We start from the raw sequence: 20,880 nt of genomic DNA, 5'->3' as shown, positions 1-20,880 counted from the left end.
GCGCATCACCAGGCGTGTCCACCGGATCTGGAGCGACTGCGAGTTCGACGCACGTTCTGCATCGTCAGTGCCGGTGCGGTCGGGCAGTCTCGCGGGATCGTCGGCGCCCGTGTCATCGGTCATGCGGCCACCGATGCGCTCGACCAGCTCGGGCTCGAACCGGGAGTCGAGGATGATCACCGATTCGCAGCGCTCGTCGCGGCCGTCGAGGATCGTCGCGGCCTCGAGCATGACGAAGCCGCCGAGTGAGTACCCGACGAGGCGGTACGGGCCGTCGGCCTGAATCGACTCGATGTCCTTCACCGCGCGTCGTGCGGCGGCACGGATCGTCCGGTCCGCCCGACCGCGCTTCTCGAGTCCATGGGCCTGCAGGCCGTAAACCGGTGCATCCCCATCGATCTCACGGGCCAGTGGCAGCAGGCTGGCCGCAGGTGTTCCCGCGCCGGACATCACGAAGACGGGGGTGCCGGTCCCCTCGCGGAGCCGGATGATCGTGGCACCGGTGACCGAGCGGGCGCGGTCCCGATGAGCGGCGTCGAGGAGTTCGGACAGGCCGGCGATGGTCGGGGTGCCGGCGAAGTCCGCGGTCGAGATGTCGACGAGCCAGCGGTCGCGAAGTTCGGCGAGCATCTTCGCGGCGGCGAGCGAGTCACCGCCCAGCGAGACGAAATCCTCGTTGCGCCCGACGGTCTCGAGTCCGAGGATGTCGCACCAGATGTGCATGAGGGTCGACTCGGTCGGTCCGCGAACGGGTTCGGGTGTCCGCGGCGGTGCGGGCGGAAGGGCGGCGCGGTCGACCTTGCCGCGCTCGTTCCGGGGCAGCGAGGTCAGAACCACCACGTCACGCGGGATCATCCACGGTGCCAGCGTCTTCGCGAGCGCGGTCCGGATCTCGGCCGGCGACGGCGTCCACTTGTCCGGGGCGACGGCGACGTGCGCGATGAGCTGTGCGGTGTCCCGGTCGGCGGTGACCACCGCGTCGACGGTCCACGGCAGAGCTCGTAGAGCTGCCTCCACCTCGATGGGTTCGACGAGGTAGCCGCGAATCTTGACCGCGTCGTCGCGTCGCCCGAGCAGATGCAGCCGGCCCTCGCCGTCGAACCGACCGAGATCGCCCGTCCGGTAGCGGCGGCGCCCGTCGGGCAGGTTCTCGAACTTGGCTGCGGTCAGCGCGGGATTGTTGAAGTAGCCCGACGCGATGTACTCCGATTCGACGACGACCTCACCGGTCGACCCGGTCCGGACATCGTGGCCCGCCTCGTCGACGATGCGGACGGACTTCTTCGACGCGGGCGTGCCGACCGGGACCGCACCAGGGGGAACGGGCCGATCCGGCGGGAAGAGGTTGAACGCGAGATTGGCCGTCTCCGACGACCCCGACCAGCTGCAGAACACCCCGGCCGGTGAAATGGTCGCGCGGACGCGCTCGACGTCGCCGGAGTGGACCGGTTCGCCACAGGTCGACACCAGACGCACGCTCTCGATCACATCGCCGGGACCGAGGTCGGCGAGCCAGGACCTCAGGAGCGACGGCGTGCAGTGGACCGTCGTCGCCCGTTCCTGGCGCAGCCAGTCGCAGAGCCCCTCGGTGGTACGTCGGCGGACGTCCCAGAGCAGCAGCGTCGACCCGTTGAGCAACGACATCAGCAGACAGTCGACGCCCGCACCGAAGCTCAGCGGTAACAGCGCCGTCGCCTTGTCCTCGTCTTCGAAGCGCATGAAGGTCATGCCGTCGAGCGCCATCCCGAGGGCCCAACGATGAGGAAGCGTCACGCCCTTGGGCTTACCGGTGGAACCGGAGGTGAAGATCAGTACGGCCGGGGCGTCGGGCGCGGGCACCGCGAGCGGAGTGTCCGACGACGGAAGCGCAGCGATGTCGGCCGGGGACATCCGCTGAGCTCCGGAGAGTTCGAGGATGTGGTCTCGGCGGTCGTCGGGCAGAAAGGGGTCGACCAGGATCACCGGGTGTCCCGAGGTGAGCACCGCGAAGATCGCGAGAACGGAGTCGATGTCGGACTCGACGTCGACGGCGACCGGTCGTCCCGGCTCGGTCATCGCGGCGGCGATGGCGCGTCCGCGATCATCGGTGCGGTTCACCGCGTCGCGGTAGCTGATGGAGGCCTCGGGGGTCCGGACGGCGACCGCGTCGCCACATTGTGTCGCCGTGTTCCGCCACAGGGCGACGACACTCTCGTCGGAGTTCTCGGCCGTGGCCGGAATCGTCGCGGAGGTCGCCGGATCGATCCTGGTCATGGGGCGACTACCGGCCTAAGGGCGTGCATAGTTAGGTTAGGCTACCTAATCCGCTGTCCGTATTGTCGGCAGGGTCACCGACGTACGCCGCGTGATCGCCGACCCTGGCGACCGCTCCTCCTCAGGACGGATCGGCCGGCCTGCTGTAAGAAGTACCGGTGCTCGAAAAGCGTCCCCGTCCACGCAGCGGATCCGTCTTGTCCCGCGCCGTCGGCGCCGGGGTCGGCTGATGCGCGTGATCGTGGTCGGCGCGGGCGCCGCCGGTTCCCTGGTCGTGTTCCACCTGGCTCGCCTGGTCGCTGCGGGTGACCGGGCCGAAGCACTCGAGGTCGTCGTCGTGGACCCGACCGGCCAGGTCGCGGGTCCCGCGTTCGGCACCAAGGATCCCGCCCACCTGCTGAACGTCCCGGCCTCAGGGATGTCGGTGGACCCGGATGAGCGGTTCGACTTCGTGGACTGGTGCCGTGCCGAGGGGCTCGTCTCCGGCGACGAAGCGCACTACTTCTTCGCACCGCGCGCACAGTGGGCGCGCTATCTGCGGACCCGGTTGGCGGAGGCGTGCGAGCGCGCCGGCGGCCGGCTGAGTGTCCGGCACGTCCGGGAAAGCGCGGTCGGGGTCACCGCCGTCGGTCAGGGAGTTCGGGTGACTACCTCGGACGGAACCGTCGTCGACGGCGACCGGCTGGTGCTCGCGACCGGACTCCCGGGTGTCGGGGACGGCTGGGCACCCTGCGACCTGAGCGATCAACCCCGGTACGTCGCCAACCCGTGGCTGCCCGACGCCCTCGAACCAGTGGTGACCGACGACGGTGACGTCCTCGTGGTCGGCACCGGCCTCACGATGGTCGACGTGGCGATCAGCCTGCTCAAGTCGGGCGGCAACCGTCGCGTCGAGGCCATCTCACGCGGCGGCCGACTCCCCCGGCGGCATGCCGACACCTACCTCGGCGAAGTCGTCCCCGACACCTCGACCTGGGGTGACAGCCTCGACGAGATCCGTGCCGCGGTCGCCACCCATGTCGCGAGAATCGAACGCCTGCTGGGGAACTGGCGGCCCGGCGTCGACGGTGTGCGCTACCGCGTTGCCGAACTGTGGGCCCGGCTCGACGAGGCGGACCGCGGCACCTTCGTCCGCGAACTTGCCGGCGACTGGCTTGTGCGTCGGCACCGGATGCCCCCGTCGAGCGGCAAACTCGTCGACGAGGCCCGGCGATCGGGACGCCTCGTCGTGCGCTCTGGACGGATCAACCGCGTCGACGCGGTCCCCGGTGGTCTCACCGTCACGACCGGCGACGACGAACGCACCTATGCATGGATCGTGAACTGCACCGGTCCGCAGTCGGACGTGCGAGAACTCGGTAATCCCGTCCTGGACTCGGTTCTCGACGCCGGGATCGCGACCACCGATGCGCTCGGCCTGGGCCTGGTCACCGACGACGGGCACGTCCTCGACGCGGACGGCCACCCGGGTCCGATCTGGACTCTCGGCTCGCTGCGCCGCGGCGAGCTCTGGGAGACCACCGCCGTACCCGAGATCCGCACTCAAGCAGAGGACTTGGCCGCGTCGCTCATCGGTGACGTCACCAGCCACCGATGAGCGACGACCAACCGGGTTCGCTCCGTCGGGGCGCCCCGATCAGGACGCGCTCACCAATACTGCGGTGCCGAGCCAGATGAGCGCGGCCACCTTGATCACTTCGAAGGCCACGTAGACGAGATGAGCTGAGCTACGCGGACCCTCATATCCGGCCAGCACGGCGTCGGACCGCTTGGCGAGGGCCGGCCGTACTGCCACGAGCTGGATGACCAGGGCTGCGATCGCCACGCCTGCGGCAATCGGTGTGGCCACCCCGGGCCACGAACCGAGCACGACGGCGATCAGAATCGCGGCCGCCCAGACGACCTCGGCGGCATTCAGTGCGCGGAAGACCAGTCGCCCGATCCCCAGACCGATGGGCAGGGTCACGCCCGGCGCCCGGAACTTCAGCGGCGCCTCCAGGAACGAGATCGCGAAGACCATGCCGAGCCACACGAAGGTGAGCGCGGTGACGACCGCCGCGGAGGTGCTCATCGCGCGCTCGACCGCAGCAGTTCCGGGCCGAAGGTCTCGTAGTGGATCCGGCTCTCCGCGATGTCGCGGCCGAGGAACTCCTCGCGCATCGAGGACAGGAATCCGGTGGGGCCGCAGAGCATGACGTTGGATTCGGGGTGCACCTCGACATTGTCCAACGTCATGTGGCCGACTCGGACCGAATCGGAGACGATGTGCGGCGAGGTGTTCTCGTACCACTGGATCAGTCGGCCGGTGGGCAGCGAATCCACGAGCGCGGCAAGCATTCCGCGGTGCGGCTGGCGGTCGCGGGAACGGTCGGCGTGCAGGACCGTCACCGGCCGGGCATCGCCCTTCTCTGCCAGCGCGGTCAGGAGGCCGATCACCGGCGTGCACCCGATCCCGGCCGAGGCGAGCAGCAGCGGGGCATCGTCGTCGGGCAGGGTGAGGTCGCCGAACGGGGTGCTGACCCTCAGGGTGTCGCCTTCGAAGACGTGCTCGTGCAGGTGTGCCGAGACCTCGCCGGCGAGCTTCACGCTGAAACGCCACTCGGCATCGTCGGGCGAGCCCGTCAGACTGTACTGACGAATCTGCTGCGCGCCGTCGCTCAGCGGAACCTGGACCGAGATGTACTGTCCGGGGTGGAACTTCGGTAGTTCACCCTCAACCGGGGCCAGGGTCAGCGCAATGGTGTCGGGCGAAACCTGCACGCGGTCGCTGACCGTGACCTCACGCCACACCTGGCCGGGCTCGACACCCGCGGCGGCGTACAGGTCGGATTCCGAGGCGATGAGCAGGTCGGCCATGTCCCAGTACAGCTGGTCCCAGGCATCGGCGACCTCTGGCGTGACGGCTTCGCCGAGAACCTCGACGATCGCCGCGAACAGATGCTGGTGGACGACCTTGTACTGATCGGCGGTGACGCCCAGCGACGCGTGCTTGTGCGCGATCCGGTCCAGGATGAACCGCTGACGCCGGACGTCGGGTTCGAGCTGGAGGCGCACGAAGGCGGCGACCGAGCCGGCGAGGGCCTGCGGCTGTTCACCGGACTTCTGGTGAGTCCGGTTGAACATGTTGTCCAGCAGCGTCGGATGCGCGTCGAAGAGCCCGCGGTAGAACCGCGGGGTGATCTCCGGGAGTGCCCCCTCGACTGCGGGCAGGGTCGCCGCGAGAGTGGCGCGTTGGGTGTCGGACAGCATGAGAACTCCTTTGTTCACTTGCTCATCGGGATAGGAGTTCCGGCGTGTGGCCGGAAGTCTTTGTGGGCGTGTCGCTACCGCTCCGCCTGGAGCGGTCCATCCACTTGCGGTGGCCGCGTCGACAGCGAGAGCAGCACCGCGGTGGTCGGCTCGGCGGCGAGGTCGGCGACGGTCTCGGCGTCGAGGCTCTCGTAGAAGGCGGCGGCCGCACGGGCGAGCGCTCCCCGCAGACGGCATCCGCGCCGGAGCGGGCACGGCTGCGGGCCTTCGCAATCGACAACCTCCCCGTCACCCTCGAGGGATCGCGCGAGCCAGCCCACGCGCGCTTCGCGGCCGAGGTCGGTGATCGTCAGACCACCGGTACGGCCGCGGCGCGCGTGGACGACGCCCATCTCCGACAGCCTGCCGACGACTTTGGCGACATGCGTGTACGGGACGGCGAGCTCTGCCGCGAGATCCTTCGTGGTGAGAGGTGTTGCAGCCCCACGCTGTTCACCGGGCGATTGTTCACCGGCCGGTTGTTCACCAGCGACGGCGAGCCGCATCACGACCCGGAGGCCGATGTCGGTGAAGCGTGTCAGCTGCATGTCGCAAGTAGACCATAAATCGGCATCCCGAATACCAATTAAATGGGCGTGTTCTCGCTCACTCGGCGGACGCGTCGTCGATCGTCGCGACCGGTATCCCCAGGGTTCATGCTCGGCGAATCATGGTGCGTGCGTTGTCAATCGCGGCGCACCCCGGATCGTTGTTGAAGTACACGTAGACGTCGCACTCGTCGTCGAACGTGTCCCATAATCGACGCAGCCAGCTGTCGATGGCGCGGGTTCCGTAACTCATCGGCCGCTTGGCGGGGCCATCGTGCAGGCGCAGGTATCCGAAGCCGGCCGTCCGCCACAGCGGGGTGAGGGATCGACTCTTCCGGTCGGCCCAGCACAGGGCGGCGTTGTGACGTTCGAGCACGTCGCGCACCTCGTCGGTCCACCAGGATTCGTGGCGAGGCTCGACGGCGACCTGGACGGTGTCCGGGAACAGCTTCAAGGTGGCGTCCAGGGAGTCGGGTTGCGCCTGCAAGTTGGGCGGGAGTTGTAGGAGGACGGGCCCGAGCTTGGTGCCGAGGCCGGCGGCACGGTCGAGGAAACGCTCGACGGGCTCGGCCGGCTCCTTCAACCGCTTCACGTGCGTCAGGTAGCGGCTCATCTTCGTAGCCATCCGGAAGTGGGCGGGCACCGTCGCGGCCCAGTTCTCGAACACAGTCTTCTCCGGCAGTCGGTAGAAGGTGTTGTTGACCTCGGCCGTCGTGAACCGCTCCGCGTAGTAGTTCAACCATTCCCGCTGCGGGAGCTTCTGTGGGTAGAACGCGCCGCGCCAGTCCTTGTATTGCCAGCCCGAGGTGCCGATGTGCAGCATCGCTCCACCTATCCGCCGGTCGACGGGTGACGAATCCCGTCGACGGCTTTTCGCGCGTGTGGGTGTCGCATCACCGAACACGGGTACCCGCCTACGGAAAGTCGCAACCACCGAGACAGGAGTGACATGACGAAACTGGCGATCATCTACTACTCGGCCACCGGACACGGCACGGCCATGGCTGACGAACTGAAGACCGCTGCCGAGGCGGCCGGAGCCGAGGTGCGGGTCCGCCACATCCAGGAGACCCGCGACCCGGCGAGCTTCGCGGAGAACCCTGCCTGGTCGGCGAACTACGAGGCGACCAAGGATCTACCGACCGCCACCGGCGACGACATCGTCTGGGCGGACGGCGTCATCTTCGGCTCCCCGACCCGATTCGGCAGTACAGCGTCGCAGTTCCAGACCTTCATCGACTCACTGGGCGGACTCTGGGCCGAGGGAAAGCTCGCCGACAAGGCCTATGCCGGTTACACCTCGAGCCAGACCGCACACGGCGGGCAGGAGACGACACTCGTCGGGCTGTACACCTCGCTCATGCATTTCGGCGGCATTCTCGTACCGCCCGGTTACACCGACGGACTGAAGTTCGCCGACGGGAACCCGTACGGCGTCTCACATGTCACCGGCCCGGAGAACAAGAACGACCTCGACGACCCGACCAAGGCCGCCCTCGCCCACCTGGCACAGCGAGTCGTGAAGGTCGCCGGTCTGTTGGCCGGATGACAAGGCCGGTCCTGCCCTCCCGATCGCTCGCGTTAATGCGTTGACAGAGCGGCGCACGCGCGCGAGCATCGGAACCATGCATTCCGTGTCGTCGCCCACCGGGCGTGAGGAGGTCGTCGGCGTCCTGCACGCCGGCGCTTGAGTGACCTGCCCCGACCGGCGTGAGTACCGCATCTGCGGACCGCGCCGGTCGACGCGTGCCCTCATTCCTCCCACGACACCCGAGGTGTTTCTCACTCATGCATGCCCTGACCGAATCCGAGATCCGTGGATCCTTCGTCAATGCGACCGTCCGCGAACGCAAGTCACTCGTCCTGCCGCCCGATTTCAAGGAACTGAACTGGGAGAGCAAGGATTTCGTCGGCTGGCGGGATCCCAAGCAGCCGATGATCGGCTACCTCGTCATCCCGACCGACGACGAGCCCGTCGGCATCATGCTCCGCCTGGGCGGACGCCAGCCGCGCAAACGACCGCTGTGTTCGTTCTGCGAGGACGTCCTGCTGCCCAACGACGTCGCCTTCTTCAGTGCCAAGTCCGCCGGCGCCGCCGGCCGGAAGGGCGACACCATCGGCACCCTGATCTGTTCGAACTTCGAATGCTCGAAGAACGTGCGGATGAAGCCCCCGCCGGTGTTCGGCGGGCATGACCCCGACGCGGTCCGGCAACAGCGAATCCAGTCGTTGCGCACACGCCTCGACGGTTTCGCCGGACGCGTGGTCGGCACGCCGACGTAGACGCCACTCCCAAGTCGGCACTATCGGCGACGGGGCGGCCGTGCCGGGATGAGGCGATCTCGAGCATGACGCTGCGGGTGCGGGTGGTGAGTCATCGATCGGCAAACCGCGCGTTGACCAGAACGGGTGTGGCGGGGCTACCTTCGTCGAGCAAGGCCACGGCGGTGTCGAACACGTTCTGATGCACGGCATTGAAGAACACCACTCTGCCAGCGGGAAGAACCGTGCTGGTGGTGCCGGCGTCGCGGTCGGCACGGGACCCGATCAACGCCCCGACCACCTGGCGGCCCCGGGCCGGCGGTGCCCACAACAACGCGGTGAGCATGTCCAGCTCCAGGGCGAGAGTGTTGTCGACCTCGGCGGTGTCGTCCCCGGTAGTGCCGGTGAGGGTGAGGTCGTCTCGGTTTACACCTCGCACAGCGGTTCGATCGCGGTCGCCAGCGGTTGCGGCGCATCAGAGGGTGCGACCTCGGGTTTGTCGGCCATGACGATCACCTGCTGTCTTCTTGTCCGTGTCGGTGGTTAGGCGACGTCGCTGCTGACGCCAGCGAGGTCGTCGTATGACCACTGTTCGCATTGGGCGGCCAGTGAGCGAGCTCGTCGCCATAGCGCGGATCACCTTCGGTGTAGGCCCGGTCGGACTTGGCCCAGTAGGCCACGGCCCGCTGCGCATAGTCGGTGGAAGGCATGCGTCTCGGCTTCTTTCCCGGTCACGCGGCCGTAGAGGCTGGTGGACGGTCAATATTTGAACCAGCATTATTCGACAAACACTCTCAGTCGCCATTCCCAGTAGCTCAAGTACAGCTCGAAATGCGTTGTATTGCAATCCTTTTCACCAGTCAGGTCTTACCGCCTCGCGTGATTGAGTCAAGGTTAATCTAGGGCTTCACGTCCGCAGTATTTTGCGTAAGGAGCTATGAAACCGAGTGGCCCAATCATTCGCAGCCGAACACTGTCGTTATCAAGTGATTTGGCGAACAATGCCACGTGCGTCGAAACGGGTTCGACCACGGGGCTAGCAAGAACGCCCGGGGTCCGGAGGGTGCGCACCCGGAGTGCGGGCGCGGGTGCCTTACGGCGACATCACTTCTCCGTACCCATAACGGCCACCGCCGTGTGCACGTGCGCTCGGCGGGGTCGGCACCGGTCAATGCCATCAACCCGATGGTCATCGAAGCGATGAGGGAGATCGGCCTGGATCTGGGCGCCGAATACCCGAAACCGCTGACCGATGATGTGTTGGCCGCCGCCGATGTGGTGGTCTCGATTGGCTGCGGCGATCCCTGCGCGATCTATCCCGGCAAGCGATACCTCCGACCGGACCCTCGACGATCCGCAGGCTCAAACTCTCGAGACGGTCCGCGCCATCCGCGACGGCCTGGACACCAGGGTCCAACGTTGTTGCGCGAGTTGACCACTCCCGTTCCTGCCTGATTTTCATCTGCTTCCTGTCCCTCCTGACGGAGGGATCTCAATTCATGTCCATCACCCCCAGCGAGTTGTTCGTCTGCGTGTACAACGCCGGACGCTCGCAGATGGCCGAGGTGGGCATCGACATCACGGCGCAGACACCGAAAATCCTCACCACCGATGCCGTGCAAGCCTCAAACGTGTGATCACCATGGGCTGCGGTGACAGCTGCCCCATCTTCCCCGAGCGAGAGCTACCAGGACTGGGTCCTTGACGATCCGGCCGGGCCAGGGCGTGGAAGCGTTTCGCCCGATCCGCGACGAGATTAAGACCCGCGTCGAGGCGCTGATCGCCGAATTGACGTCCCAGCCCGCCGCCTCGGGCGGGTGCTGAATCAGAGATCAGTCCGGGGTCACGGTCAGCGCGCGTTGCGCGGAGCGTGCAGCGAGGAAGTCGTCGACGAGTTGCTGGCGTTCAGCCGGGCCGATCGGCGGGAGTGCGGTGAGTCGGGTGAAGACGATGGGTCCGACGAGTTGGGTCAGGGCGAGATTGGTGTCGAAGCGACCGAGCTCCTGCTGGGCTCCGGGGCTGTCCAGGATCCGGTCGAACGGTTCGCGGTATTGGTTGAGCACCCGTGCGCGAAGCGAACTGACCGGGTTCCGGTCTTCTTCGGGATGCGGTGTCGCCCCGGCCGTGCCGGGTTGGGCGGACCCGAGGGCCAGCCACCCGAGCATCGTCAGTTGGGCGGGGGCTTCCTCGATGAGCTTGGCCTGACGGTCCAGCAGTTCGATCAACTGTTCACGGATCGTTCCGGACGCCGGCTGCGCGGTGACCGGGGGCAGCAGACGCTCGAACGCCGCGGCCAGGAGCTGGGTGCTGTCGGTGAAGTGCCGGTAGAGGGTAGTCCGCGCGACCTTGGACGCCCTGGTGACCGCGTCGATCGTGACGGCCTCGATACCGCCGGTCGAGAGCAGGGACGTCGCCGCGTCGAGCAGTCGTGCGCGTGAGCGTGCCTTCCGGGGATCCACGAGCCGGTCCTCGTCGTCGTCGGTGTTCTGGTTGATCATCTCTTCGCTCACCTCGTAATTGTGCCCTCGGATCAGTCGCAGGCACTATCCCCGCACCCCACATTGTGATACTCATAGTAGTGGAACGCTACCAGCTGTAGCGTTAAGTGGAGGTGGCTGCATGACCGCCGATGGTCGAGTGCTGCTGTCGCGGGCTCAGAAGTGGACGTTGGTGGTCTCGTGCCTGTCGGTGGCCCTGGTGGTCGCCTCAATGGCGGCCCTGTACACCGCGCTTCCGAACATTGCGGTGGCCACCGGGGCGACGCAAACCCAGCTCACCTGGGTGGTCGACGGGTACACGCTGGTGTTGGCGTGTCTGGTGTTGCCCGCCGGGGCCCTGGGTGACCGCTACGGCCGGCGGGCGGTGCTGATCGTGGGGTTGGCGCTGTTTTCGCTGGCCTCGGCGGTGCCACTGTTGGTATCGACACCGTGGTGGTTGATCGCGGCGCGGGCAGCGGCCGGGGTGGGGGCGGCGTTCATGATGCCGTCCACGCTGTCGATCCTGACTGCGGGATTCCCCGAGCAGCAGCGGGGGCGTGCGGTCGGGATCTGGGCTGGGGTCGCCGGGTCCGGGGGCCTGCTGGGGATTCTCGGGTCGGGGCTGCTGCTCGACTACTGGTCGTGGCAGTCGATCTTCGTCGGCCTGACCGCGGTGGGGGTGTTTCTGCTGTTGTGTGCCTTCACCATTCCCGAATCCCGCCAGGAAAATCCGCCGCTGATGGATGTGATCGGATCGGTCGCGGTGGTGTTCGCGGTCGGACTAGTGGTGCTCGCTATCATCGAAGCCCCAGTACGCGGCTGGTCGGATCCCGTGGTGGTCGCCGGGTTCGGGCTGGGGGTGGTGGCCGCAGTGGTGTTCGTGGCGTGGGAGTTGCGGGCGGATCATCCGCTGCTCGATGTGCGGTTCTTCGCCCGTCGGGGCTTCGGCAGCGGATCATTCTCCATCACCATCCAGTTCCTGGTGACGTTCGGTGTCTTCCTGGTCCTCGTCCAATACCTGCAGTTGATCTTTGGATACAGCCCGTTGGGTTCAGCGCTGGCCTTGGCGCCGATGATGGTGCCGTTGGTGCTCTTGTCGGCGGTCGCACCGTGGATGACGACCCGGCTGGGGTTGCGGTTGATGACGGTGACCGGGCTGCTCGCCATCGCCGCGGGGTTCTACTTCATCAGCCGGCTCGATTTGGACTCCACCTACGTCGACGTGATGTGGCCGACGCTGATCATGAGCGCGGGTCTGGGCCTGACCGCGGCGCCGGCGACGGCGGCTATTGTCGCGGACACCGCGGTCGACAAGCACGGGGTCGCCGCGGCGGTCAACGACGCCACCCGCGAGATCGGCGCGGCGATCGGCATCGCGGTCGCCGGCAGTGTCCTGGCCGCCGGGTACAGCCACAACATCGCCCCGGCGATCGCGCGGCTCCCACCGGAGGCGCGGGGCCCGGTCGCCGACTCACTCGCCGGTGCCCTCGAGGTCGCCGATCGGGCGGGACCGGCCGGCCAGCAACTCGCCGACTTCGCCAAGTCCGCGTTCCTGCACGGCGTCGAGCAGTCCGCGATCGTCCTCGCACTCATCGCGGCGGCGGGTGCCGCGATTCTGCTGGTCTGGGCACCCGGCCGCGCTTCCCCGGACGCAGGCGCATCGAGGAGCCCGGCTGAACCGGCCCAGCGCAGTCGATCCCGCGCCCGCCGCTAGCCAGCACCGTCGAGAAGGAACGCCCATGACCCAGCTACCGCTGCCGCCGCACTCGCCGACCTGCATGGGGTGCGGGCCAGACAATCCCGCCGGCCTGCAACTGGTGGTGTTCCGCTCCGGCGACGAGGTCTACACCGATGTGACGTTCGACGAACGTCACATCGGTGCGCCCGGCCTCGCGCACGGCGGGGCAGTGGCCGCCGCCTGCGACGACCTGTTCGGCTTCGGCCTCTGGATCGCCCGCACCCCGGCAGTGACCCGGAGCCTCACCGTCGACTACCTCGCCCCCGTCCCGCTGCACCGGCCCCTGCGCATCAGCGCCCACGTCCGGGAGATCGACGGCCGCAAACTGCACCTTAAGGCGACCGCCACCGCCGACGACGGCACCGCATTGTTCACCGCCCAGGCGGTGTTCATCGCCGTGTCGATCGAGCACTTCGCCCAACATGGCCCCCCCGGCGCCGTCCAAGACCTACTCGACCGCCTCACCTCCGCGCTCGACCACGACGGGCCGGACAGACCGTCACCGCACCCGCCGGACCGCTGACACGACCGAAAGAAGATGCATCGGTAATGCGGCACACCAGTGCCCGTCCTCACCCCGGCCGGCCACACCCACCAGAAGCCCACAATGCGGCCCGGCCAGTTCCGGTGCTGTTACGCACGAAGTGGGGTCTACCACTGCTGACCGTGGGCTCGAGCGTGGGCGGGGCCGTCGTCGTCGCGCTGCTGATCGTTCTGGGCGGCGCACCGCACCGATACGGCGCCCAGCTCGGAACGCTTCTGCAGATCCTGGCGGTCTACGTGGTCGTGGCTCTGCTCGCCGCAGTTCGAGGCGTCCTCGCCCTGCGTCGACGCAGCCTCGGGTGGCTGGACACCTCCTCTGCGCCGACACCCGACCACGCCCGCCACACCCTGCGATTGCCCACCGAGTCCACCGTCCTCATCGGATCTCTGTGGGCCGGGGGCATCCTCGCGATGTCCGGCTCGGCCTTCGCGCTCCTGCCCGTCTGGGAGGCCCTCGGCGGAACCCTACTCATGACATTGGGCGGACTTGCCACCGTCGGATACAACTACCTCTTCGTCGAACGTGCACTCCGTCCAGTGATGGCCACGATCCTGGCCGTCGACACCCCACACGCGCCACCACGAACGTCAGTCATCTCCCGGCTGATCCTGACCTGGGCGCTGACCTCCGCGCTGCCATTGGCCGCGGCCATCGCGCTCCTGCACTATCCAGATGCGGCACCGCCCGACCGCATCCACGCCGCGACCTACCTCGCCGCCCTCGGACTCGTATCCGGAGCCCTCGCGGAAACACTGCTGGCCCGCGCCGTCGCACAACCGATCCACCAGATGCGCGGTGCACTCCGCCGCATCGGGCAAGGCCGGCTCGACGTGCGTGTGCCCGTCGACGACAGCAGCGAAATCGGGGTACTGCAATCCACCGTGAACGACATGGTCCGCGGACTCCAGGAGCAGGACCGATTGCGCGACCTGTTCGGACGGCACGTCGGAAGAGACGTCGCGCAACGCGCACTCGACCGAGGAGCCGACCTGACCGGCGAAATCCGGGAGATAACAGCACTCTTCGTCGACGTAACCAACTCGACGGCACTCGCCCACCAGATCTCACCGCAAGAATTCGTCGACAAGCTCAACCGCCTCCTCGCAGAAGTGATCGCGGCAACCGAGAGCCACCACGGGCTGGTCAACAAATTCGAGGGAGACGCCGCGCTCTGCATCTTCGGGGCGCCCGTCGCCCGAGCCGATGCCGCTGACTCCGCACTCCACGCCGCACGGCAGATCCGCGACCGCGTCCTGGCTCACGGGGAACTCGACATCGGGATCGGACTCGCCACCGGCCCCGTCTTCGCCGGAAACCTCGGCACCGACCAGCGCCTGGAATACACCGTCATAGGCGACGCGGTAAATGAAGCATCACGCCTCACCGAACTCGCCAAACACACGCCGGGACGGATCCTCGCCAGCGACGCCGTCATCAGAGCCGCCAGCGAACCCGAACGCGAATACTGGACACCACACGGCGACTGCTCCCTCAGAGGACGAACCCTGCCGACACAAACCTGGGAAAGCATCCCACCAGGGAACTGACCGCAATCCCCCGCAACCTGCATCGAGACCGACAGCGCATGGAATTCTTGGTCGGGAAGTCGAAGCAAACCCTGGCGCCGGGTTTGCCATCACCACGGTCGCCAACCACAGCGCGACGCCTTCAACACCCGAACCTACGACGGTTCGATTTCCCCGGTATATGACTATGACGATGGAGACGATCAAGCCGGATTGAGCCCCACTGAGCACAGGGACCAACTCGAGCCGTCAGGTGGGCCACATCAAGGTTGCCTGGCATGTTTCGACCCGAGCGTCGTGGCATGAATGTGCACTACCGCGCCCACACTGACGTTCTGCAAGCGTTGCAGCACGTTCTTGACCCGTCCTGCTGCCGCTGAGCCGTGCCCATCGGGAGCAGTCCCGCGAGTTCCCGATAGCTGTGTTTAGTGCTCGGGGGAGTATCAGATTAACGGTGTAAGTGGCGTTTTCGGTTAGTTGTCCTCGCTGGCCGGCATGCGGTCGGCGAAGGTGATGGTGAACCGTCCTGGGTCTGGTGGAGACCGTGATCTCACCAGGAGAATGCTGTTATGGGAGCACCACGGAAGTTTGACCAGGAGACGCGTGAGCGTGCCGTGCGGATGTATCAGGATCGGCTCGGCGAGGTGGGCGGGTCGAAGTCGGCGGCGCGCCGGCATGTCGCCGAGATGCTCGATATCAATCAGGCGACGCTGCGTAACTGGATCGAGAAGGACACGCCGGTGGTCTCCTCGGGGGTGAGTACGACCAGTGGGGAGTTGGATGCTCAGGTGCGTGAGCTGCGTCGTGAGAATTCCGAATTGCGCAGAGCCAATGAGATTTTGAAGACGGCGTCGGCGTTTTTCGCCGCGGCGGAGATCGACCGCCGACTTCGTTGATCGTCGAGTACATCGACGATCACAGGGACAGGTTCGGGGTCGATCCGATCTGCCGGGTACTCACCGAGTACGGAATGCAGATTGCCCCATCCACCTACTATGCCCACAAGCAGCGTGGCCTGGTCTCGGCAGCGATGCTCGAGGAGGCCTACGCCGCTCATGCCGTCTACCAGCAGTTCGAGAAGAACCGCGGTGTGTACGGGGTGCGCAAGATGTATCACACGATGTGGCGCGCCGGTCACGTGATGGGTCGTGATCAGGTCGGCCGGCTGATGGGGATCTGCGGCATCTCCGGTGCTGTACGCGGCAGCCATCGCACCACCACGACCCACCGAGACGATAGGGCGCCACGATTCCCTGATCATGTTGAACGACAATGGGATACACCGACACATCCGGATCAGTGGTGGGTGGCCGACTTCACGTATGTGTGGACATTGGCGGGGTTTGTCTACGTCGCGTTCCTCGTGGATGTGTTTTCGCGACGCATCCTCGGGTGGCGAGTCATGGCGAGCAAGCACACACCGTTGGTGACGAGTGTTGTCGAGCAAGCGTTGTTCGCCCGCCGCCGATCCGGATTCGACTTCACCGCAACCGGTTTGGTTCATCACAGCGATGCGGGCAGTCAGTACACATCGTTGGCATTCACCGCTGCGCTGACCGAGGCCAACATCACCGGATCCATAGGATCGGTCGGCGATGCGCTCGACAACGCGCTCATGGAGTCGGCGATCGGCTTGTACAAGACCGAACTGATCGACACCGGCCGCGCCTGGAAGGACCGCGGCGAGGTCGAACGAGAGACCGCCGCCTACGTGCACTGGTTCAACGCCGAGAGGCTGCACTCCTCCCTGGGCTACTGCTCACCCGTCGAGTACGAGACGCGCTATCGTGACAGCGTCGCCTCCGTGGCGGAGGTGGCCTGAACCAGGTCTCTATCCGATCCAGGACGGTTCATGGCGAATGCGTTGAGTGCTGGTTTCCACCGCATTGTCTGTCCATCGTTTCTGTCCGGTGCCGGTCGCTGGACCCGAAGGGTACCGGTCAGACGAAGTGGGCCGTACGCTGGAAGCCAGCGCTCAACGCCCTGGCCATCACGTTCGCCGATCGGATGCCCGCAGCCGAAGAACGCTGACCCGCCGAGCAATCGGAAACCGCCGCTTACACCGAATATCGGACAGACCCCGACAGTCCCACCGAATTACTTTGGTTACTCACGGCTGTGGAGGTAGGCGGTGTAGTCGCGTTGGGCGAGTTTGGCCCAGCCGGTAGTCGTTGCGGTGCTCAGTCCGAGTTGCGTCGCCAGAACCGCCGCGGGCAGGTCGGTGCCCAAAGCGAGGAGCGCGTGGTTTCGGCTGATTCGGCTGGGAACTCCAGCGGCGGTGAGCTTTCGACTCAGGGTGGTCGGGTGTAGCGGATGGTGTGCTCGGCTGCCGGGCAACAGGTAGTGTCCGCGGCCGTCTCTGGTGTACGCGTTCGGATTGTTGGTTGCTTGCCTCGCTAGTACGTCGATGAGATCGGCGAGGCGGTCGGGTAGTTCGATGGGATGGCGCGCCAGGGTGATGTAGCGGCGGGTCTTTCGGCGCTTCAGCGACGAGGTGGTCAAGTTTTGCAGTTGCGACAGTCGGGCGCCGTAGAGAAGAACTAACAGTCCGGCGACGCGGGTAGGCAGATCTGCCGGGGTGTCGCCCGAGAGTAGTGCTGCGATCGTTCGGTGGTGGTCGTGTTCGTCGCCGGTCTGCGACGGTGGCGGGTAGGTGTAGCGGGTGATTGATAGGTTCTGGGCCAGTCCGCGTTGAGTGAGCCAGCCGATGAAGCCGGCGATGTTGTTGGTGCGACGGCGTTGCCCGTCGGTCCAGGCGTCGAGCTTCGATTGAGTGAGATCGCTGATCGTCCATTCGTTCTCATCGAGATGGTCGAGCAGGGTGATTGCCGTGCGGATGCGGTTTCGGGCTGCGTCGGCGGCGGCGTGGGTGAATCGTCGCCGGCGGGATCTGCGGCGGGCACGTCGCAAGATGGCCCAATGCCCGTACGGTCCAATCAGGGCGCTCTGATGTGCTGGCAGAGCGGCGGCGGTTTCGGTGATCCAGGTCCCGAGTCGTTCTATCGGTTCGTCGCGCGCGGGCAGTAGTTCTGCATCGATGAGCACCTCGCGCAGGTGGTGCCGTCCCCACGAGGGTGGGCACTGATCGAGTGCGCTGTGGCTCAGTGGTTCGTCGATCAAGGCCAGACTGCCGAGCAGTGCCGAGGTGGTGGGTTTGCTCAGCCACCGCAGCGTCGATTGCGGTTGTCCTCGGTCCGCTAGATAGTCAGGTAGTGGCTCGAGGCCTGCAGGCACGGATGATCCGTGCGGACCGGTCAGCAGTTCACGTGTGAGCCGGATGATCGAACATCGGTGACAGGTCTGGGCGAAGTGGTGCGGTCCCCCTTTGCCACAGACCCTGCACTCGTAGCCAACCTTCGATCCGGCGCACGGGCCACATATTGGATCCGCCGCAGAGTTTTTCCCGATGAGTGCGCGATCGGTACTGCACTGCGCACATCGCCTCGGGTGGTTCACGGCCGCGCGGTAGCACCGCTGGCAGACCGGGCCCAGCGGCCAATGGGTATGGACTGGATGCGACTGCATGCAGATCCCGCACACCTTCTCCGGCGTGCTCGCGCACCGATGGCATAGATCGGTGGTGCCCGCGTGGGCCCGAATCGCGATCGGCGCGTCGGTGCCGCACTGCCCGCACCGCCGTTGAGGCGCGTTGTAGCAGCGCTGACACAGCTCACCTACATCGCTGGTGGCCTTGATGTGGTCGATGCGTCCGCATCCGGCACAACGCCGTTTGGGCCGTGCGCAATGCACACACAACGGCTCTCCCGTGGCGGTCCTCGTGGACGGTACCTTCTGCTTGCCGCAGCTACCGCACATCTCATGGCGGCGGGCGTTGTAGCAGCGGCGGCACAGCCCGCCTTCGGGTGTGCGTTTGACACGGACCATGATCCGCCCACAGTCAGAGCACGGGTGATGGGGCGGTGCGGCGGCGTTCATGATTCTGTGCGGGGTCGCCGGATCGTGGTGCGGCGCGCCGCAATAGGGGTGGCACCCGCGTCGCGACCCGCGGCCTTCTTCGCTGAAGTGTCAACGATGCGGGGCTCGATCAGATCGTTGGGGGTGCATTCGAGGATGTCGCACAGTGCGACCAGGGTGTGCATGCTCAGTCGTTGGGGCTGGCCGGTCACCAGCCGGTACACCTGTTCGCGTGACAAGGTGATCCCGCGGTCGCTCAGATGCGGTTGAAGGTCGGTCGTGGAGAACATGCCCTGCTCAGCCATTTTGGTGCGCAGGTGCCACAGGTAGTCGATCTGTTTCATGACGTCGTCCCGTGGTCGAAGTGGCGGCCGTAGCGGGCGTGGATCGATTGCATCAGCAGGCCGTTGCGATATTCGTTGCTGACCCCGACGTACACCGCAGTGGTTGAGGAAAACGCATGCCCTACCTGCTCTTGAATGAACCGTTCGGGGTAGTCGAACTCGACGAGATGGGTGACATAGGAGTGGCGTAGCGAATGCAGGTCCAGCTTCGGGTCCAGGCCGGCGGCATCGCGGGCAGTAGTGAATGCGGCATTGATGGCACGCACACCCAGGCGGCTACCACGTTCGGTTAGAAACAGGGCCGGGTGCTCGTTGTGGTCGAACTCGCTGCGGATCTCGGTGAGGTAGTGGTCGAGAATCTCGACGATCCAGCTCATTTCCGGGACTGTGAGCACGGTGCGCCGTTTTGGTGGTCCACCGCGAGAAGCCTTGCCGGACCGCACGGTCACCGCACCGAACCGCCCGAAGGCGGGGAACTTCGAGTTTCGGCGCAGATCAACAACATCGGACCGCGAGACCTCTCTGCGCCGCATGCCGTACGCGTAGCAGTACTTCAGCGCGACCGCGTCCCGCAGCGCCGGTAGCGCACCCTTGCGGCGGAGGGCCCTGATCTGGCTGACTCGCCCGTCAGCAGCGTCAAACAGCGCCTGGGTCTCGTCATACGTCAACGGCCGTCGGCCCTCATCACCCTCATAATCGGCGACGTGAATGACAGAGTTGTCTTCATGAAAAACCTGCAACGGCGGCTGGCCAAACCGGCTGGCGCACTCGGAGATCCACCCGTACCGGGGGTCGAGCAGATACGAGCAAAACAGACCGATCTCGACCTGGTAGCCACGCACCGTGGAAAACCGCAGAGGATTAGATCCCGAACGCAGGTCACTAACCCAGGCCTCGCCCTCTTCTGGGGTCCATTGCCACGGATACAACCCCGTGAACTCGGCAAACCGTTGGACCAACCGAACCCGTGGCCCGATCGTCGACTCACGCAAGAACCGTGCCCGTTGCTGCTGAGCCCATCCCTGCACCATTGCCTCGAACATAGACCGTTCAGGATCAAGCTCTACAACATTTGATGCCAGCGACTTTCGCGCACCGGCCGCATCTTCACCCGTCACACCACTGTTGTATCAGATGCAACATTGATGCACACAGACCCAATGGTCCTACCAGGACATTTGCGCGCGCATTCAGGAGCATCCGACGGTGAAGCCTGCTGGAAGAGCCAATTCCGTCACCCGGCCAATGATGCATTGGATGAACAATAAATCCCGTTCGCCGAGTGTCTTGATGCGGTCGAGGCCGAATCCTGACCAGTCGCCATCGCCGGCCACCACCACCGGAGCTTGCAGGTAGCCCAAGGGCCATCACGTAGTCACGCGCTGCGTCGTCGGCGCTGATGTCGATCACCCGATAGGTCAGGCCCTCCTTGTCAAGGGCTCTGTAGGCGGCGTAGCACTGCACGCACGCGGGCTTGGTGTAGACGGTGATCGTTTGTAGGTGCCGGGGGTGCTGGGTGTTGCGGTCATAGCGGTGGGCTTCCGCTGTGTCGAACAACGGTTGCGGCTCAGGGAGTTTCGGTTCCTGACGAGCCGCAACCGAAGTGCTGGGATTCGGCGTGGTCAGATCGGGAAGGCGTGGTCGGTGGCGGCTTCAGCCGTGACGTCACAGGGGTGTCGATCACCAATTGAGCGCACCACCCGGGTGTTGGCGGAATTGGCCAGCCAACGATCGAACTGGGCGGTGAAGTCGGCTGGCGAGGCGAAATGGCGGCCCGGCAGAAACGAGGTCTCGGAGAACCGGTTGTTGCGTTCGACCATGCCCCTGCATTCGGGATCGCACACAGATCCCATTGCGAGCACCCTCCGGGCTGATAGACCACCCGGTCAGCGGGATCCACCCCACGGAACTCCAGGCGAATCACCCGCACCCGATCCTTGAGGACCGTCAACGACCTCGACCACCCAATCCCCTGCGCGATCACC

The 20,880-nt window shown here is 65.9% G+C and carries 18 protein-coding genes, 4 pseudogenes and 1 other annotated feature; of the genes and pseudogenes, 10 read left to right on the top strand and 12 right to left on the bottom strand.

Annotated features, from left to right (window positions below):
• On the bottom strand, positions 1-2,253 hold a 2,253-nt coding region (locus GOALK_RS03070; RefSeq protein WP_006357327.1), incomplete at its 3' end, for an AMP-binding protein.
• A 229-nt stretch (positions 2,254-2,482) separates the two neighbouring features.
• Between GOALK_RS03070 and GOALK_RS03065 the strand changes: the two genes are divergently transcribed.
• Positions 2,483-3,850 carry an FAD/NAD(P)-binding protein gene (locus GOALK_RS03065; RefSeq protein WP_035755437.1) on the top strand — a complete coding sequence of 456 codons (1,368 nt, stop codon included), beginning with the start codon at positions 2,483-2,485 and terminating at the stop codon, positions 3,848-3,850.
• A gap of 39 nt (positions 3,851-3,889) precedes the next feature.
• Here the strand turns inward: GOALK_RS03065 and GOALK_RS03060 are convergent, their stop codons facing one another.
• The 4 genes from GOALK_RS03060 to GOALK_RS03045 all read right to left on the bottom strand — a co-directional run bounded on the left by GOALK_RS03060 (position 3,890) and on the right by GOALK_RS03045 (position 6,912).
• Positions 3,890-4,324 (bottom strand): hypothetical protein, encoded by a 435-nt coding sequence (locus GOALK_RS03060; RefSeq protein ID WP_006357324.1) that lies wholly within the window; start codon positions 4,322-4,324, stop codon positions 3,890-3,892.
• Positions 4,321-5,502: a globin domain-containing protein gene (locus GOALK_RS03055; RefSeq protein ID WP_006357323.1), complete on the bottom strand. Its 1,182-nt coding sequence runs from the start codon at positions 5,500-5,502 to the stop codon at positions 4,321-4,323. The genes GOALK_RS03060 and GOALK_RS03055 overlap by 4 nt, the downstream gene beginning before the upstream one ends.
• A 74-nt stretch (positions 5,503-5,576) precedes the next feature.
• A complete protein-coding gene (locus tag GOALK_RS03050; protein ID WP_006357322.1) occupies positions 5,577-6,089 on the bottom strand; it encodes an RrF2 family transcriptional regulator in 513 nt (170 codons plus the stop codon).
• A 106-nt stretch (positions 6,090-6,195) separates the two neighbouring features.
• Positions 6,196-6,912 carry a DUF72 domain-containing protein gene (locus GOALK_RS03045; RefSeq protein WP_006357321.1) on the bottom strand — a complete coding sequence of 239 codons (717 nt, stop codon included), beginning with the start codon at positions 6,910-6,912 and terminating at the stop codon, positions 6,196-6,198.
• 126 nt (positions 6,913-7,038) lie between these two features.
• Here GOALK_RS03045 and GOALK_RS03040 point away from each other — a divergent pair, with 126 nt between their 5' ends.
• Together GOALK_RS03040 and GOALK_RS03035 are read left to right on the top strand one after the other, a co-directional pair.
• Positions 7,039-7,638 (top strand): flavodoxin family protein, encoded by a 600-nt coding sequence (locus GOALK_RS03040; RefSeq protein ID WP_006357320.1) that lies wholly within the window; start codon positions 7,039-7,041, stop codon positions 7,636-7,638.
• Positions 7,639-7,877: 239 nt separating this feature from the next.
• Entirely contained in the window at positions 7,878-8,372 is a 495-nt protein-coding gene (locus GOALK_RS03035; protein WP_006357319.1) for an FBP domain-containing protein, read from the top strand.
• Between the two features lie 91 nt (positions 8,373-8,463).
• Here the strand turns inward: GOALK_RS03035 and GOALK_RS24160 are convergent, their stop codons facing one another.
• On the bottom strand, positions 8,464-8,697 hold the full coding sequence (locus GOALK_RS24160; protein ID WP_230461872.1) for a hypothetical protein: 234 nt from the start codon (positions 8,695-8,697) through the stop codon (positions 8,464-8,466).
• Between the two features lie 764 nt (positions 8,698-9,461).
• Between GOALK_RS24160 and GOALK_RS23270 the strand changes: the two are divergent.
• Together GOALK_RS23270 and GOALK_RS03025 are read left to right on the top strand one after the other, a co-directional pair.
• Positions 9,462-9,786, top strand: a pseudogene (locus GOALK_RS23270) (arsenate reductase/protein-tyrosine-phosphatase family protein); the annotation flags it as partial.
• A gap of 64 nt (positions 9,787-9,850) precedes the next feature.
• Positions 9,851-10,175: pseudogene (locus GOALK_RS03025) on the top strand (low molecular weight phosphatase family protein).
• A gap of 8 nt (positions 10,176-10,183) precedes the next feature.
• On the opposite strand, the gene GOALK_RS03020 reads toward GOALK_RS03025, so the two are convergent.
• Positions 10,184-10,849: a TetR/AcrR family transcriptional regulator gene (locus tag GOALK_RS03020; RefSeq protein WP_035755443.1), complete on the bottom strand. Its 666-nt coding sequence runs from the start codon at positions 10,847-10,849 to the stop codon at positions 10,184-10,186.
• A 121-nt stretch (positions 10,850-10,970) separates the two neighbouring features.
• Here GOALK_RS03020 and GOALK_RS03015 point away from each other — a divergent pair, with 121 nt between their 5' ends.
• The 5 genes and pseudogenes from GOALK_RS03015 to GOALK_RS24155 form a co-directional block, all read left to right on the top strand.
• On the top strand, positions 10,971-12,542 hold the full coding sequence (locus GOALK_RS03015; protein WP_006357313.1) for an MFS transporter: 1,572 nt from the start codon (positions 10,971-10,973) through the stop codon (positions 12,540-12,542).
• Between the two features lie 25 nt (positions 12,543-12,567).
• Positions 12,568-13,089: a PaaI family thioesterase gene (locus tag GOALK_RS03010; RefSeq protein WP_006357312.1), complete on the top strand. Its 522-nt coding sequence runs from the start codon at positions 12,568-12,570 to the stop codon at positions 13,087-13,089.
• 104 nt (positions 13,090-13,193) lie between these two features.
• The gene (locus tag GOALK_RS03005) at positions 13,194-14,657 is read left to right on the top strand and encodes an adenylate/guanylate cyclase domain-containing protein (protein ID WP_006357311.1); all 1,464 of its coding nucleotides are present in this window, start codon (positions 13,194-13,196) and stop codon (positions 14,655-14,657) included.
• A gap of 548 nt (positions 14,658-15,205) precedes the next feature.
• Positions 15,206-16,458 (top strand): IS3 family transposase gene (locus GOALK_RS02995; protein ID WP_085948627.1). Its coding sequence is split into 2 segments (ribosomal slippage): positions 15,206-15,500 and positions 15,500-16,458, totalling 1,254 coding nucleotides; the frame shifts between segments, so codons are not numbered across the junction.
• Positions 15,490-15,621 (top strand) — a sequence feature (AL1L pseudoknot). It overlaps the preceding gene by 132 nt.
• Positions 16,459-16,550: 92 nt before the next feature.
• Positions 16,551-16,667, top strand: a pseudogene (locus tag GOALK_RS24155) (hypothetical protein); the annotation flags it as partial.
• Positions 16,668-16,742: 75 nt separating this feature from the next.
• On the opposite strand, the gene GOALK_RS23805 reads toward GOALK_RS24155, so the two are convergent.
• The 5 genes and pseudogenes from GOALK_RS23805 to GOALK_RS24150 all read right to left on the bottom strand — a co-directional run bounded on the left by GOALK_RS23805 (position 16,743) and on the right by GOALK_RS24150 (position 20,715).
• Positions 16,743-18,521 (bottom strand): site-specific integrase, encoded by a 1,779-nt coding sequence (locus tag GOALK_RS23805; RefSeq protein ID WP_157139125.1) that lies wholly within the window; start codon positions 18,519-18,521, stop codon positions 16,743-16,745.
• A gap of 47 nt (positions 18,522-18,568) precedes the next feature.
• Positions 18,569-18,895 (bottom strand): helix-turn-helix domain-containing protein, encoded by a 327-nt coding sequence (locus GOALK_RS02985; RefSeq protein ID WP_006357307.1) that lies wholly within the window; start codon positions 18,893-18,895, stop codon positions 18,569-18,571.
• Positions 18,892-19,938, bottom strand: coding sequence for a tyrosine-type recombinase/integrase (locus GOALK_RS02980; RefSeq protein WP_006357306.1), 1,047 nt, complete (start codon positions 19,936-19,938; stop codon positions 18,892-18,894). Before GOALK_RS02980 ends, GOALK_RS02985 begins: the two co-directional genes overlap by 4 nt.
• A 147-nt stretch (positions 19,939-20,085) precedes the next feature.
• Positions 20,086-20,386 (bottom strand): annotated as a pseudogene (nrdH, locus tag GOALK_RS23265) (glutaredoxin-like protein NrdH).
• Between the two features lie 131 nt (positions 20,387-20,517).
• Positions 20,518-20,715, bottom strand: coding sequence for a hypothetical protein (locus tag GOALK_RS24150; RefSeq protein ID WP_006357305.1), 198 nt, complete (start codon positions 20,713-20,715; stop codon positions 20,518-20,520).
• Positions 20,716-20,880 lie beyond the last annotated feature (165 nt).

This window comes from Gordonia alkanivorans NBRC 16433 (assembly GCF_000225505.1).
Taxonomy (GTDB): domain Bacteria; phylum Actinomycetota; class Actinomycetes; order Mycobacteriales; family Mycobacteriaceae; genus Gordonia; species Gordonia alkanivorans.
Note: the sequence above shows the minus strand (reverse complement) of the source record. Positions and strands in the feature narration are given on the sequence as shown.